The organism is Duganella sp. GW822-FHT06D06 (genome assembly GCF_058799615.1).
Genome location: NZ_JBXALQ010000002.1, coordinates 279,751 through 293,832, shown reverse-complemented (window position 1 = coordinate 293,832; position 14,082 = coordinate 279,751). Strand labels below are relative to the sequence as shown.

General features: G+C 62.4%; 16 protein-coding genes and 1 tRNA gene. All 17 read left to right on the top strand.

The window, feature by feature from the left end; all coding sequences use genetic code 11:
- Window positions 1-45 precede the first annotated feature (45 nt).
- The 17 genes from AC1RMD_RS04580 (at window position 46) to nuoF (ending at window position 14,063) form a co-directional block, all read left to right on the top strand.
- Entirely contained in the window at window positions 46-1,413 is a 1,368-nt protein-coding gene (locus AC1RMD_RS04580; RefSeq protein ID WP_492924072.1) for an ABC transporter substrate-binding protein, read from the top strand.
- On the top strand, window positions 1,385-2,092 hold the full coding sequence (locus tag AC1RMD_RS04575; protein ID WP_492924070.1) for a response regulator: 708 nt from the start codon (window positions 1,385-1,387) through the stop codon (window positions 2,090-2,092). Before AC1RMD_RS04580 ends, AC1RMD_RS04575 begins: the two co-directional genes overlap by 29 nt.
- Window positions 2,085-3,560, top strand: coding sequence for an ATP-binding protein (locus tag AC1RMD_RS04570; protein WP_492924068.1), 1,476 nt, complete (start codon window positions 2,085-2,087; stop codon window positions 3,558-3,560). Before AC1RMD_RS04575 ends, AC1RMD_RS04570 begins: the two co-directional genes overlap by 8 nt.
- 219 nt (window positions 3,561-3,779) lie before the next feature.
- Window positions 3,780-4,892, top strand: coding sequence for an acyltransferase family protein (locus AC1RMD_RS04565; protein ID WP_492924066.1), 1,113 nt, complete (start codon window positions 3,780-3,782; stop codon window positions 4,890-4,892).
- Window positions 4,893-5,055: 163 nt separating this feature from the next.
- Window positions 5,056-5,256, top strand: coding sequence for a hypothetical protein (locus AC1RMD_RS04560; protein WP_492924064.1), 201 nt, complete (start codon window positions 5,056-5,058; stop codon window positions 5,254-5,256).
- Between the two features lie 99 nt (window positions 5,257-5,355).
- A complete protein-coding gene (locus tag AC1RMD_RS04555; protein WP_492924062.1) occupies window positions 5,356-6,123 on the top strand; it encodes a GIN domain-containing protein in 768 nt (255 codons plus the stop codon).
- A gap of 20 nt (window positions 6,124-6,143) precedes the next feature.
- Window positions 6,144-6,752 (top strand): tetratricopeptide repeat protein, encoded by a 609-nt coding sequence (locus AC1RMD_RS04550; protein WP_492924060.1) that lies wholly within the window; start codon window positions 6,144-6,146, stop codon window positions 6,750-6,752.
- A 46-nt stretch (window positions 6,753-6,798) separates the two neighbouring features.
- Window positions 6,799-7,779, top strand: coding sequence for an NAD(P)H-quinone oxidoreductase (locus tag AC1RMD_RS04545; protein ID WP_492924058.1), 981 nt, complete (start codon window positions 6,799-6,801; stop codon window positions 7,777-7,779).
- A 131-nt stretch (window positions 7,780-7,910) separates the two neighbouring features.
- Window positions 7,911-8,657, top strand: coding sequence for a triose-phosphate isomerase (gene tpiA / locus AC1RMD_RS04540; RefSeq protein WP_492924056.1), 747 nt, complete (start codon window positions 7,911-7,913; stop codon window positions 8,655-8,657).
- 49 nt (window positions 8,658-8,706) lie between these two features.
- Complete coding sequence (gene secG, locus AC1RMD_RS04535) at window positions 8,707-9,114, top strand: preprotein translocase subunit SecG (protein ID WP_492924054.1); 408 nt, start codon at window positions 8,707-8,709, stop codon at window positions 9,112-9,114.
- Between the two features lie 204 nt (window positions 9,115-9,318).
- Window positions 9,319-9,403 (top strand) — tRNA-Leu (locus AC1RMD_RS04530).
- 172 nt (window positions 9,404-9,575) lie between these two features.
- Window positions 9,576-9,935, top strand: a complete 360-nt coding sequence (locus tag AC1RMD_RS04525) for an NADH-quinone oxidoreductase subunit A (RefSeq protein WP_116988038.1) — start codon at window positions 9,576-9,578, stop codon at window positions 9,933-9,935.
- A 3-nt stretch (window positions 9,936-9,938) separates the two neighbouring features.
- Window positions 9,939-10,415: a NuoB/complex I 20 kDa subunit family protein gene (locus tag AC1RMD_RS04520; protein ID WP_008450353.1), complete on the top strand. Its 477-nt coding sequence runs from the start codon at window positions 9,939-9,941 to the stop codon at window positions 10,413-10,415.
- Between the two features lie 18 nt (window positions 10,416-10,433).
- Entirely contained in the window at window positions 10,434-11,024 is a 591-nt protein-coding gene (locus AC1RMD_RS04515) for an NADH-quinone oxidoreductase subunit C (RefSeq protein ID WP_492924051.1), read from the top strand.
- Between the two features lie 4 nt (window positions 11,025-11,028).
- On the top strand, window positions 11,029-12,282 hold the full coding sequence (locus tag AC1RMD_RS04510; RefSeq protein ID WP_217944327.1) for an NADH-quinone oxidoreductase subunit D: 1,254 nt from the start codon (window positions 11,029-11,031) through the stop codon (window positions 12,280-12,282).
- A gap of 9 nt (window positions 12,283-12,291) precedes the next feature.
- The gene (gene nuoE, locus AC1RMD_RS04505; protein WP_332852564.1) at window positions 12,292-12,771 is read left to right on the top strand and encodes an NADH-quinone oxidoreductase subunit NuoE; all 480 of its coding nucleotides are present in this window, start codon (window positions 12,292-12,294) and stop codon (window positions 12,769-12,771) included.
- Window positions 12,768-14,063, top strand: a complete 1,296-nt coding sequence (gene nuoF, locus AC1RMD_RS04500; RefSeq protein WP_008450345.1) for an NADH-quinone oxidoreductase subunit NuoF — start codon at window positions 12,768-12,770, stop codon at window positions 14,061-14,063. Before nuoE ends, nuoF begins: the two co-directional genes overlap by 4 nt.
- Window positions 14,064-14,082: the final 19 nt, after the last annotated feature.

The window sequence follows — 14,082 nt, the reverse complement described above, 5'->3', positions numbered from 1 at the left end:
GTGATTGCGTCGATAGAAAAAGTAGCCTTGCCGAGGTTAGCCTGGTTGCGCTTTCGTTCGATCGGCCGCGGCGCGCCGCCTGCGCGGGCGTGGACTTTCGGCCTGCTGGCCGCAGCCTGCGCCTTCAATTGGGGTGGGCTGTCGATGGCTTATGCCGCGCAACAGGCCGGCGCACCGGTCGCCTCGCTCAATACGCTACAGGTACTGCATTGGTGGACTTCCAGCAGCGAGCGCAAGGCCGCCAATGCGCTGGCCACGCGCATGGCCGACGAAGGCCTCGAATGGAAGGATGCCGCGATACCGGGCGGCGCCGGCCTGGGCGCCGGCAAGGTGCTGAAGAGCCGCGTGCTGGCCGGCGATGCGCCGGAGGTCACGCAGATCATCGGCGTCTCCGTCGCCGAATGGGCGGAACTGGGCCTGCTGCTGGAAATCGACAACGTCGCCAGCGCCGGTAACTGGAACGGCTTCCTGTTCCCCACCATCCAGACCCTGATCCAGCATCGCAAGCACGTGGTGGCGGCGCCGCTCGGCATCCACCGCGTCAACACGCTGTACTACAACCGCGCGCTGTTCGCTCAACTGAAGGTGTCGCCGCCGCAGACGTGGGAAGAATTCCAGAGCGTCGCGCTCAAGTTCAAGGCCGCCGGCATCGTGCCGCTGGCGCAGAGCAGCGAATCCTGGCAGGTGGCCGCGCTGTTCGAAAACCTGGTGCTGGCCGAAAGCGGTCCTGAGTTCTACCGCGAGCTGTTCGTGCGCCGCAATCCGGCCGCCGCCGCCGACCGCCGCACCGCCGAAGCGCTGGAGCGGTTGCGCGTCGTCAAGGGTTGGATCAGCGGCCAGCTGGACGAGCGTCCGTGGCCGGAAGTGGTGCGCCAGTTCGCCCGCCGCGAAGCCGCGATGATGATCATGGGCGACTGGGCCAAGCCGGAGCTGGCCGAACGCGGCATGACGCTGGACGAGGACTACGCCTGCGGCGCCGCGCCGGGCACCGCCAAATACCACCTGTACAGCGTCGATACGCTGACCATGTTCGCCGGCGACTACCGCCACATGGCGTCGCAGGAAAAGATGGCGCGCTTGCTGGTGTCGCCGACGGTGCAGGCGGAATACAATGCCTTGAAGGGCGCCGTGCCGGTGCGGCGCGACGCCGACCCGTCGAAAATGGACAGCTGTGCGCGCGCCTCCTGGACCACCTTCGCGCAGGGCGCCGCAGTGCAGGCGCCAAGCCTGGTGCACCGCATGGCCACCGACGAAGCCAGTCGCGACGCCATCATCGCCGAAATCCACCGATATTTTCTAGACGACAGGGCCACGCCTGCCGAGGCGCAACGCCGCCTGGGCGCGTTGTTCCGACTGTTTAACCTCAGAAGCCAAGGAGCACCCGGTGCGCAAGATACTGATCGTAGACGATGACCAAAAGACCCGCGTCCTGCTCAAGACCTACCTGGAGAAAAACCAGTACGAGGTAATCCTGTCGCACAACGGCGAGAGCTTCATGGCCGAGCTGCATACCCACTCCGAGCAGCTATCGCTGGTGATCCTGGACGTGATGCTGCCCGATACCGACGGCTTCGCGCTGTGCAAGCAGGTGCGTCAACGGTCGAATGTCCCCATCATCATGCTGACCGCCAGCTCCGACGAGACCGACCGCATCGTCGGCCTGGAGCTGGGCGCGGACGACTATATCGCCAAGCCTTACAGTCCGCGCGAGCTGCTGGCCCGCATCAAGGCCATCCTGCGCCGCACCGCGCTGGAGACGCCGTCGGCGCGTTACTACCGCTTCGTCGGTTTCACGCTGGACCTGATGGAGCGCAAGGTGCTCGATAGCGCCGGCGCGGTCGTCGCGCTGACAGGATTGGACTTCCAGCTGCTGAAGTACTTCGTCGAGCATCCGGGCGTGATCCTGGACCGCAGCGTGCTGTGCGAGGAAACCCGCGGCCGCGACGCCGGCCCATTGGATCGTTCGCTGGACGTACAGATCAGCCGCCTGCGCCTGCGCCTCAACGACGACGGCAAGCAGCCGGCCCTGATCAAGACCGTGCGCGGCGCCGGCTACGTGTTCTCGGCCGACGTCAGCGTCTCGCATGCTTAAGCGGGCATCGAATCGGATGTTGGAACGGCTGGGCAGGATCTGGCCGCAGTCGCTGCTGGGACGCTTGATGTTGGTGATGGCGGCCGGCCTGTTGGTGACGCAGCTGGCCGCCAGCGTGATCTGGGCCAGCCAGCTGCGCGCCAAGGCGCAGGTGGAGGCGCAGTCGGCGTCGCAATACATGGCGCACGGCGCTTCCGGTGCGATCCGTTTCTTCCGCAGCCTGCCGGCGAACTACCGTTTGCTGCTGATCCAGCAGCTGCGCGAGATGGGCGGCACGCGCTTCTTCGTCAACCTCAATCACGCCTACGTGCCGGTCCAGCCGATCGCCGAGCATCCGCTGGCCAGCAGCGTGTTGGCGACGGTGGGCGCCACCTTGAAAAGCGACCTGCCGCATTCGCCTGGGTTCCGCCTGGCCTTTGCCTGGCCGGACCAGCTGGTGGTGTCGGAGGACGGCGTCCGTTTGAGCGACCTGCCGGACGCCTGGGTCCAGCACATCCTGCTGATCCAGCCGGACCCCGCGCCGATACTGGTGATCCAGACCGAGATCGAGCCTGGAAACTGGCTGTACATGGCGGCGCTGATGCCCAACCCGTACTTCTTGAGCAGTAACGATCCGCTGGCGTGGGACCGCCTGGCGCTGCAAGGACTGTCGCTGGCGGTGGTGCTGCTGCTTTGCCTGCTGGTGGTGCGCTGGATCACGCGGCCGCTGGCCGCCTTGTCCGACGCCGCCGCCGCCTTCGGCCAAGGGCAGGACGACCGCGCGCCACCGCTGCCGGAAACGGGCAGCCGTGAATTCATCAACACCGCGCGCGCCTTCAGCGCCATGCGCGAGCGCATCCAGCGCTACATCGAGGACCGCGAGCGCTTGTTCATCTCGATCTCGCACGACCTGCGCACGCCGATCACGCGTCTGAAGCTGCGCTCCGAACTGCTGGACGACGAAGCGCTGCGCAACGAGTTCGAGGAAGACCTCGATGAACTGGACATGATGGTCAAAGGCGCGCTGCAATGCGTGAAGGACAGCGACATCCACGAGAACCCGGCCGAGGTCAAGCTCGACGCGCTGCTGGGGCGCCTGGTGCGCAGCGCGCGGCTGGCGGGGCACGAGGTGGGCTATCGCGACAGCGGCATCACCGTGCGCGCCAAGCCGCTGGCCTTGAAACGCGCCATCGGCAACCTGCTGGACAACGCCTTGTACTACGGCGACCGTGCCGAGATCAGCGTCAGCGCCGAGCCGGGCGCGGTGGCGATCGCCGTGCGCGATCACGGCCCCGGCGTGCCGGAGGATGCCTTCGCCAGCCTGTTCGATCCCTACGTGCGGCTGGCCCACGGCCGCGAGCAGAACGATACCGGCATGGGGCTGGGGCTGGGCATCGCGCGCAGCGTGATCGAGGCCCATGGCGGCCAGCTGCTGCTGGAAAACCATCCCGAGGGCGGCTTGAACGCCACCATCCGCCTGCCTGCCTGAGCGCCAAAGCAACAGCTTCGCAATACATTTTGTAAGGCTCTGTGAAGTTTTGTTGCAGCGGCGGACGCGCCGCCGCACGGGGCCCTTCCGCACGCGTAAGGAACTGTAAGCAACGCCGACAATAAGCCAATGGAATCAAGCTCTTAACGGCATTCGCCAGACGCTGGCGATGATGATAACGTTTGCAATAGCCCAATACACTCTGAAAGTCGACCATCAATGAAGACACAGCATCAACGCTCGCAAGCCATCGACGTGCTGCGCGGCCTGACGGTCGCGCTGATGATCATGGTGAACATGCCGGGCACGCCGGCCACCACCTACGCGCCTTTCCTGCACGCCGAATGGCATGGCCTGACGCTGACCGACCTGGTGTTCCCGACCTTTATGTTCGTGGTCGGCACGGCGCTCAGCTTCACGCTGGAGAAGTACCAGGGCATGGGCGAGGCGGCGGTGCTGAGGAAGATCTTCACCCGCACCGCGCTGATCTTCCTGTGCGGCTTCCTGATGTACTGGTATCCCTTCTTCAGTACCGAGGGTGGATCGCTGACTGTACTGCCGCTGTCCGGCACCCGTATCTTCGGTGTACTGCAACGGATCGCGCTGGGCTACTGCGCCGGCTCGCTGATCCTGCATTACTGGAAGGAGAAGGGCGCCATCGTGTTCGCGGTGCTGGCGCTGCTGGGCTACTGGGCCGTCATGTACTGGTTCGGCGACTACACGCTGGCCGGCAACGCGCAGCGCAAGCTGGACCTGCTGGTGCTGGGCGAAGCGCATATGTACCACGGCGAGGGTGTCGCCTTCGATCCGGAAGGGATATTGAGCACGCTGCCATCCATCGTCAATGTGCTGGCCGGCTACTTCGCCGGACGCCTGGTGCGCCGCCTGGGCGCCAGCTACGAAACCATCGCCAAGCTGACCATGTCCGCCGCTGTACTGGCTGTACTGGCGCTGTGCTGGAGCAGTGTATTCCCGCTCAATAAAAAGCTGTGGACCAGTTCCTACACGCTGATGACCATCGCCATCGACCTGTTCACGCTGTCGCTGCTGCTGTACGTGATCGACATGCTGGGCAAGCGCGGCTGGACCTACTTCTTCGAAGTCTTCGGCCGCAATACGCTGTTCATCTACCTGTTCAGCGAAGTGGTGGCGTCCACCTTTTTCCTGCTCAGGATCGGCGACCGGAACGTCTTCGACTGGATCTACCTGAACCTGTTCCAGCCGTGGGCCGGCGTCCGTAGCGGGACCCTGCTGTGGGCCGTGGCATACATGCTGGGCTGCTGGCTGGTCGGCTACGCCCTGGATCGGAAGAAAATCTACATCAAGCTCTAGCAGCCCCTCGCGCAGCGGCGCTCGCCGCTGCGCTTTCCAGCCCTGTCCCCGGTTTTCTGTCGCCCAGTCCCCCATTTGTGCAGTTCGTCGCAATCCGCATGATCGTCAGGCAAGTGATGGCTATAGTGATCACATACCGAAACCCATACCAAGGAGAGCAAAAATGAACATCGCCAAAAACATGGAAGCCATCTTCGTCGTCGCCGCCGTACTGCTGGGCGCTTCCGCCTACGCCGGCGCCGCCGCCCAAGCGAGCGTGGCGCTGAAGCCGGCGATCGAGGTGGCCGCCGCCCAGGCTCCGATGCAAGTTGTAGTCATCAAGGCCAAGCGCCTGACCGCGGTGGAGAAAGCCAGCCTGTCGTAATTTGACAATTGGTCGTACTGCAAAGATTGCTAGAAAGCTTGGTGCACTGCTACATTAGCCGTTCGCAGCACCTAAGAACAACACCAGAGGAACCCGATGATGAACAAGCTTTTCCAATTTGGCCTGCTGTTTGCCGCTTTCTGTGCGCTGTTTGGCCGCGCCCAAGCCGCCGACGAGCCTACCGAGAAGCGCGTGATCCAGCTCGACGCCCGCGTGGTGCGCGTCAAGCTCGATGGCGTACTCGACCTCAAGCTGCGCCAGGGCGCCACGCCTTCGTTGACGCTTTATGCCGACAAGCGCACCATGGAAAAGGTGACGGCTTCGGCCGCCGGCGACACACTGCACCTGGAGACGGAAGGCCGCGGCCTGAAGATCGGACGCTCCTCCACCCGTGCCGAGCTGGTGTTGCCGATGTTGCGGGAAGTGGTGGCCGAGGGCGTGGGCTCGACCGAGATCAACGGCTTCAGCGGCGACGAACTGGAATTGACAATGGATGGCGCCGGCACGATGAAAGTGGTCTGCGACTACAAGGTCCTGAAGGCCAACCTGGGCGGCGTCGGCAGCATGCATCTGTGGGTCAGCGAGAACGACAGCGTGGAACTGGATCTGCGCGGCGCCGGCTACATTACCCTCGGCGGCAACAGCAAGCAGCTGAAGGCGACCTTGGGTGGACTGGGCGGCCTGAATGCGCAGAAATTCCAGGCCGACTCGGTCAACATCGAGCTCAGCGGCCTGGGCAACGCCACCGTCAACGCCAAGACCAATGCGACATTGAACTTGAGCGGCCTTGGATCGGTCACTGTCTATGGCAAGCCCCTGAACCGCAACGTGAGCGTTGACGGTCTGGGCAAGGTAAGTTGGAAGTAAAACACACACACCTACGCGACATGAAAAAATTCATACTAGCGATCGGTCTCGCACTGGGCCTGCAACAGGCTGCGATGGCCGGCTTCGCCGAAGGCGCTACCGCCTACAACAATAAGAACTATGCGACGGCCCTGAAAGAGATCTCGCCGCTGGCCAAGGCCGGCAACCCGGACGCCCAGCACCTGCTGGGCTTGATGTATTACATGGGGCGCGGCGTCGCCCAGGACTACAAGCAGGCGCTGGACTGGCACCGCAAGGCCGCGCAGCAAGGCAAGGCCGACGCGCAGTACGTGGTCGGCGCCATGTACTACACCGGCAACGCGGTGATCCAGGACCACAAGCAGGCGGTCACCTGGTTCCGCAAGGCGGCCGAGCAGGGCCATCCGGACGCGCAGCAGGCGCTGGGGCTGATGTACCGCTATCACATGGCCGGCATGCCGCAGGATAACGTGATCGCCTACATGCTGTGGAACCTGGCCGCGGCCAATGGCTCGATGAACGCGGCCGAGCAGCGTTCGGCCGTGGTCAAGAGCATGACGCCGGAGCAGATCGAGGAAGGGCAGGCGCTGTCGGCCTCCTGGAAGCCGAACACGCCGCTGCCCAGGCAATCGCGCACCGGCGGCGGCTAATCGGCGGCTGTCGTACAATCGCCCTTTCTTCACGAGAGGGCGAGCCATGCGCGCGATTGAAATCACCCATCCCGGCCCCGCCGATGTCCTGAAACTGTGCGAGCGGCCGATGCCGGTCGTCAAAGGCGGCGAGGTGCTGATCAAGGTCCACGCGGCCGGCGTCAACCGCCCCGACGTGTTCCAGCGCATGGGCAACTATGCGCCGCCGGCCGGCGCTTCCGACCTGCCGGGCCTGGAAGTGGCCGGCGAGATCGTCGACGGCGATCTCGACTACACCACCTTCGATATCGGCGACCAGGTCTGTGCGCTGGTGCAGGGCGGCGGCTACGCCGAATACGTGGTCGCGCCGTTCGAGCAGGTGCTGCCCATCCCCAAGGGCTGGAGCATGCTGGAAGCGGCCACCATTCCCGAGAACTACTTCACCGTGTGGAGCAATGTGTTCGACCGTGCCCACCTGGCCGCTGGCGAGACCTTGCTGGTGCAGGGCGGCAGCTCCGGCATCGGCGTGACGGCGATCCAGCTGGCCAGCGCGCTGGGCCACCGCGTGTTCGCCACCGCCGGCAGCGACGACAAGGTGGCCGCCTGCATGCAACTGGGCGCCGAGCGCGGCATCAACTACAAGACCGAGGATTTTGCCGTCATCGTCAAATCGCTGACCAACGACCGTGGCGCCGACGTCATCCTCGACATGGTGGGCGGCGACTACCTGCCGCGCGAAATCTCCTGCCTGGCCGACGACGGCCGCATCGCGCTGATCGCCACGCTGGGCGGCGGCAAGGCCACGGTGGACCTGGGGCAGGTGCTGCGGCGCCGGCTGACCATCACCGGTTCGACGCTGCGGCCCCGTTCGGCCGCCTTCAAGGGCGCGATCGCCAAGCAGCTGCTGGACCAGGTGTGGCCGCTGATGGCGGCCAGAAAACTCAAGCCGGTGATCTACGAAGTGTTTCCGTTGGAGCAGGCCGCCGCCGCGCATGCGCTGATGGAGACCAGCAATCATGTCGGCAAGATCATGTTGCAAGTAATCTAGATCAAGTTCGTGATGAGACGGATGCGGGAGCGTAGCATTTTCGCCATTTTTGAGGCGACATGGCCAAGTGCTGGTTTGACCGGGCTTCCAGCCTCGCGTTAAAATAGCGGGTTATTGAATTTTAGGCTACTATGCGTCGCAAACTCGTCATCGGCAACTGGAAAATGAACGGCAACCGTGCCGGCAATACGGCACTGTTGTCCGGAATACTGGCCGGCCTGAACGACTTTGGCGCCGATTGCGCCGTGTGCGTGCCGGCCCCATACCTGGCCCAGTGCCAGGCTGAACTGCAAAACAGCCCGCTGGCGTGGGGCGGACAGGATCTGTCGGTCCACGCCAGCGGCGCCTACACGGGGGAAGTCTCGGCCGGCATGCTGGTCGATTTCGGCTCCCGCTATGTGCTGTGCGGCCACTCCGAACGCCGCGCCTACCACAAGGAAAGCAGCGAACTGGTGGCGCAGAAAGCCGTTGCGGCGCTGGCTGCCGGCCTGACGCCGGTAGTCTGCGTGGGCGAAACGCTGGAGCAGCGTGAGGCAGGGGAGACCGAAGCGGTCATCTGCGGACAGTTGCAGGCGGTGCTGGATGCGATCGGCGCCGACGACCTGGCCAGGATCGTGCTGGCTTACGAGCCGGTCTGGGCTATCGGCACCGGCAAGACCGCCACGCCGGAAATCGCCCAGGACGCGCACGCCTTGCTGCGCGCCCGCATGGCGCAGAAGAATGCGCCGGTCGCGGCCGGCGTGCAGATCCTGTACGGCGGCAGCATGAAGCCGGACAATGCAAAAGAATTGATGGCCCAGCCGGACATCGACGGCGGCCTGATAGGCGGCGCCGCATTAAAGGCGGCGGATTTCCTCGGGATTATCCAAGCCGTTTAAAGCTGTAGAAACAAAACGATACAAATCTCTTATTTTTGAATGGAATAACATGAACTCCTTGTTCAATCTGGTTATCGTAGTGCAGGTCATTTCCGCAATTAGCATTATTGGCCTGGTATTGCTGCAGCATGGTAAGGGCGCAGATATGGGCGCGGCCTTCGGTTCGGGCGCTTCGGGCAGCCTGTTCGGCGCGACCGGTTCGTCGAACTTCATGTCCAAGGCGACCGGCATCGCCGCCGCGATCTTCTTCAGCGCCACGCTGGCCCTGTCCTACATCTCGACCCAGCGCGGCAATGCTGTCAGCGGCGGCGTGATGGACAAGGCGGTGCCGGCGGCGCCTGCTCCGGCACCGGCGACCGGCGCGGCAGCCATTCCTACCGCACCGGCGGCGGCGCCTGCGGCGGCTCCGGCGGCAGCGCCGGCCGCGACGGGTCCTGCAGCATCGATCCCAAAGTAATATAATAATGAACTAGTTGTGAAGTTCAGCAGTTCCCTTAGCAACTCTTTAAGTTGTTTGCTCATTGTTTTGGCAGTACATTAGCGTTGCAAGCTAGAAAAACAATTCAGAGTAAAAAGAAGCAAAGATTTATCGTTTTTCTTCTTGTTTTGGCGCAATACGGATTAACAATCCCGTGAAAACACAGTAGAATAGCGGCCTTACGCCGACGTGGTGAAATTGGTAGACACGCTATCTTGAGGGGGTAGTGGCGCAAGCTGTACGAGTTCGAGTCTCGTCGTCGGCACCAGAAATCTAAGGCCAGCAAGGGAGCACCGAAGTGTACCTGAGCTGGCTTTTTTACGAGGATGTGTCGTTCGATCCTGGTCTAAGCAGTCTTACGATTGGGACGAACGTTAAGAGCACCGCAGAACACTGCAGTGTGTCCTTTTAACCGACCGTTCAATATAAGCTCATCAATCGTGAACCTCGAAAATTATCTCCCCGTCCTGTTGTTCATCCTCGTCGGTCTCGGCGTAGGCATCGCTCCCCAAGTTCTGGGCCACATCCTTGGGCCTAACAAGCCAGATGCGGCCAAGCTCTCCCCGTATGAATGCGGCTTCGAAGCGTTCGAAGACGCGCGCATGAAATTCGACGTGCGTTACTACCTCGTCGCGATTCTCTTTATTTTGTTCGATCTGGAAACGGCATTCTTCTTCCCGTGGGGCGTATCCATGCGCGAACTGGGCTGGAACGGATTCCTGGTGATGATGAGCTTCATCGCTGAATTCGTCGTCGGTTTTTGGTATATCTGGAAGAAAGGTGCCCTTGATTGGGAATAAGCCATGGCTATTGAAGGCGTATTAAACGAAGGTTTCATCACCACCTCGGCCGACAAGCTGATCAACTGGGCGCGTACGGGTTCGATGTTCCCGATGACGTTCGGTCTGGCATGCTGTGCGGTCGAAATGATGCACGTGGGCGCAGCCCGTTACGACATGGACCGCTTCGGCGTGGTGTTCCGTCCATCGCCACGTCAGTCCGACGTGATGATCGTGGCCGGCACGCTGTGCAACAAGATGGCGCCCGCGCTGCGCAAGGTCTACGACCAGATGCCGGAACCGCGCTGGGTCATCTCGATGGGTTCCTGCGCCAACGGCGGCGGCTACTATCACTACTCCTACTCCGTGGTGCGCGGTTGCGACCGCATCGTACCGGTGGACGTCTATGTGCCGGGCTGCCCGCCGACGGCTGAGGCTCTGCTGTACGGTATCATGCAGCTGCAAAACAAGATCAAGCGCACCAATACGATCGCACGCTAACGGGGTCGCTTTCAGAATATGACTACACATTTAGAACAACTGCAAACCGCCCTCGGCACTGCCCTGGGCGATCGCGTTTCCACGACCGTGGCGTTGGGCGAAATCACGCTGGTCGTGAAAGCCGCCGACTACTACGGCGTGATGCAAACGCTGCGCGACGACAAGTCGCTGGGCTTCGATCAGATGATCGACCTGGCCGGCGTCGACTACCTGAACTACGGTGAAGGCGCCTGGGACGGCCTGCGATTCGCAGTGGTCGTCCATCTGCTGTCCGTCAAGCACAACTGGCGCGTGCGCGTGCGCGCATTCTGCGCCGACGACGACATGCCGCTGCTGCCGTCGCTGATCCCGCTGTGGCGCGCCGTCAACTGGTACGAGCGCGAAGCGTTCGACATGTTCGGCATCCTGTTCGAGGGTCACAACGACCTGCGCCGCATCCTGACCGACTACGGTTTCATCGGCCATCCGTTCCGCAAGGACTTCCCGGTATCGGGCTATGTCGAAATGCGTTACGACCCCGAGCAGAAGCGCGTGATCTACCAGCCGGTCACCATCGAGCCGCGTGAAAACGTGCCTCGCGTGATCCGCGAAGAAAACTACGGGAAGTAAAACAATGGCTGAAATTAAGAACTACACCCTGAACTTCGGTCCGCAACACCCGGCCGCGCACGGCGTGCTGCGCCTGGTGCTGGAGCTGGACGGCGAAGTCATCCAGCGTGCCGACCCGCACATCGGCCTGCTGCACCGCGGCACCGAGAAGCTGGCCGAACAGAAGACCTACCTGCAATCCGTGCCGTACATGGACCGCCTCGACTACGTCTCGATGATGTGCAACGAGCACGCCTACGTGATGGCGATCGAGAAGCTGCTGGGCCTGGAAGTGCCGCTGCGCGCGCAATACATCCGCGTGATGTTCGACGAGATCACCCGCATCCTGAACCACCTGATGTGGCTGGGCGCGCACGCGCTCGACGTCGGCGCCATGGGCCCGTTCCTGTACTGCTTCCGCGACCGCGAAGACCTGTTCGACTGCTACGAAGCGGTGTCGGGCGCGCGCATGCACGCGGCCTACTACCGTCCGGGCGGCGTGTACCGCGACCTGCCGGACGCGATGCCGCAGCACAAGCCGTCGATCATCCGTTCGGCCAAGGCCGTCGCCGGCCTGAACGAACACCGCCAGGGTTCGCTGCTGGACTTCATCGAGGCGTTCACCGGCCGTTTTCCGACCTATGTCGACGAATACGAAACCCTGCTGACCGACAACCGTATCTGGAAGCAGCGTACCGTCGGCATCGGCGTGGTGGCGCCGGAAGATGCGCTGGCGATGGGCTTCACCGGCGCCATGCTGCGCGGTTCGGGCATCGAATGGGATCTGCGCAAGCACCAGCCGTACGAAGTGTACGACCTGATGGACTTCGACGTGCCGATCGGCACCAACGGCGACTGCTACGACCGCTACCTGGTGCGCGTGGAAGAACTGCGCCAGTCGAACAAGATCATCAAGCAGTGCGTAGAATGGTTGCGCAACAATCCGGGTCCGGTCATGTCCGACAACCGCAAGGTGGCGCCTCCGGGCCGCGTCGACATGAAGACCAATATGGAATCGCTGATTCACCACTTCAAGCTGTTCACCGAGGGCTTCCACGTGCCGCCGGGCGAAGCGTACAGCGCGGTGGAGCATCCGAAGGGCGAGTTCGGCATCTATCTGATTTCCGATGGCGCCAACAAGCCGTACCGCATGAAGCTGCGCGCTCCCGATTACGCGCACTTGCAATCGCTCGATGAAATGGCGCGCGGCCACATGATTGCCGACGCCGTGACCATCATCGGTACGCAAGATATCGTGTTCGGCAGTATCGACCGCTAAGGAAAAAGTATGTTGTTATCAGAGCAGTGCTACAAAAAAATCGACCGCGAGCTGGCCAAGTATCCGGCCGACCAGCGCCAGTCGGCCGTGATGGCCTCGCTGGCCCACGCCCAGGTCGAACTGGGTTGGATCTCGTCGGACGTGATGGCTGAATTGGCCGACTACATCCGCATGCCGGCCATCGCCGTGCAGGAAGTCGCGACTTTCTACAATATGTACAACCTGAAGCCGGTCGGCAAGCACAAGATTTCGGTGTGCACCAACCTGCCATGCGCCCTGTCGGGCGGCGTGCGCGCGGCCAACCACCTGAAGGAAAAGCTGGGCATCGACTTCCGTGGCACCACGGACGACGGCGCCTTCACGCTGGTGGAAGGCGAGTGCATGGGCGCCTGCGGCGACGCGCCGGTGATGCTGGTGAACGACCAGCGCATGTGCAGCTTCATGTCCAACGACAAGATCGACACCCTGGTGGAGGAGTTGAAGAAATGACGTCACTCCACAATCGTCACATCGACCCAGTCATTCTCGCCGGCCTCGACGGCAAGAACTGGCACCTGGAAGATTACGTCAAACGCGGTGGCTACAGCGCCCTGCGCAAGATCCTCGAAGAGAAGATCACCCCGGAACAAATCATCGCCGACCTGAAAGCGTCGTCGTTGCGCGGCCGTGGCGGCGCCGGTTTCCCTACCGGCCTGAAGTGGAGCTTCATGCCACGCCAGTTCCCCGGCCAGAAGTACCTGGTATGCAACTCAGATGAGGGCGAGCCGGGCACTTTCAAGGACCGCGACATCATGCGCTACAACCCGCATGCGCTGATCGAAGGCATGGCCATTGGCGCCTACGCCATGGGCATCACCGTGGGCTACAACTACATCCACGGCGAGATCTTCGAGGTCTACACCCAGTTTGAAGATGCACTGGAAGAGGCGCGCGCCGCCGGCTTCCTGGGCGACAAGATCATGGGCAGCGAGTTCAGCTTCCAGCTGCACGCGCACCACGGCTATGGCGCCTACATCTGCGGCGAAGAAACCGCGCTGCTCGAATCGCTGGAGGGCAAAAAAGGCCAGCCGCGCTTCAAGCCGCCTTTCCCTGCGTCGTTCGGCCTGTACGGCAAACCGACCACCATCAACAACACCGAGACGTTCGCGGCGGTTCCGTTCATCCTGAACATGGGTCCTGAAAAGTACCTGGGCATGGGACGTCCGAACAACGGCGGCTCAAAGATCTTCTCGATCTCCGGTGACGTTGAACTGCCGGGCAACTACGAGGTCCCGCTGGGCACCCCGTTCGCCAAACTGCTGGAACTGGCAGGCGGCATGCGCGGCGGCAAAAAGATCAAGGCTGTGATCCCTGGCGGCTCGTCCGCTCCGGTGATCCGCGGCGAACTGATGATGAACACCGACCTGGACTACGACTCGATCGCCAAAGCTGGCTCGATGCTCGGTTCGGGCGCCGTCATCGTCATGGATGAAACGCGTTGCATGGTCAAGGCAATGGAGCGTCTGGCTTACTTCTACTTTGAAGAGTCGTGCGGCCAGTGCACCCCATGCCGTGAAGGCACGGGTTGGATGTACCGCATGATTCACCGCATCGAAAACGGCCAGGGACGTCCTTCGGACCTGGACGTGCTGAACTCGATCTGCGACAACATCCAGGGCCGCACCATTTGCGCGCTGGGCGATGCCGCGGCGATGCCGATGCGCGCGTTCATCAAGCAATTCCGCGAAGAATTTGAATATCACGTCGAGCACAAGCATTGCTTAGTGCCCGCTTACATCTAAGCTGCGTCAGGTAACGATC